Below are 398 nucleotides of genomic sequence, written 5' to 3' on the forward strand. Positions count from 1 at the left end.
ATTGGTGATTGCCGGCGTCATTGCGATCGTGCTGCTGCTTGTTGGCGGTTTTAACCAGGCCTTGAGTTTCCTGCTGTGGGTAGGAATTATCTTGCTGGTCTTGGCCCTTATTGGCTGGGTTCTTGGCCGGGGCCGGTCGCGCGTATGACAACTGATCCAACCGAAGTTGCCGGCTTCAGCCAGGTACACGATGGGATCACGACACCAGGTCATCCGATCCCCCGTGATCTTGGGGCACCCGCCTCCAACGATCAGGTACCTGTTGGCGACGCATCCGGGGAGGGTTCGGAAGATGCCGCCGATGCTGGAGGGAATGAATCAGCGAATCCACCCGGGCCGGCAGAAGAAAAGGATGAGCGAACCGCAGATGATCGCGGTTTGACTACCGAAACCAATCC

The 398-nt window shown here is 58.0% G+C and carries 1 protein-coding gene; it reads left to right on the top strand.

From position 1 onward, the window contains the following. Window positions 1-144 precede the first annotated feature (144 nt). A partial coding sequence (locus AC1DDS_RS25805) for a hypothetical protein (protein WP_477481449.1) occupies window positions 145-398 on the top strand: 254 nt, incomplete at its 3' end.

The organism is Mycoplana sp. 10N416 (assembly GCF_056394765.1).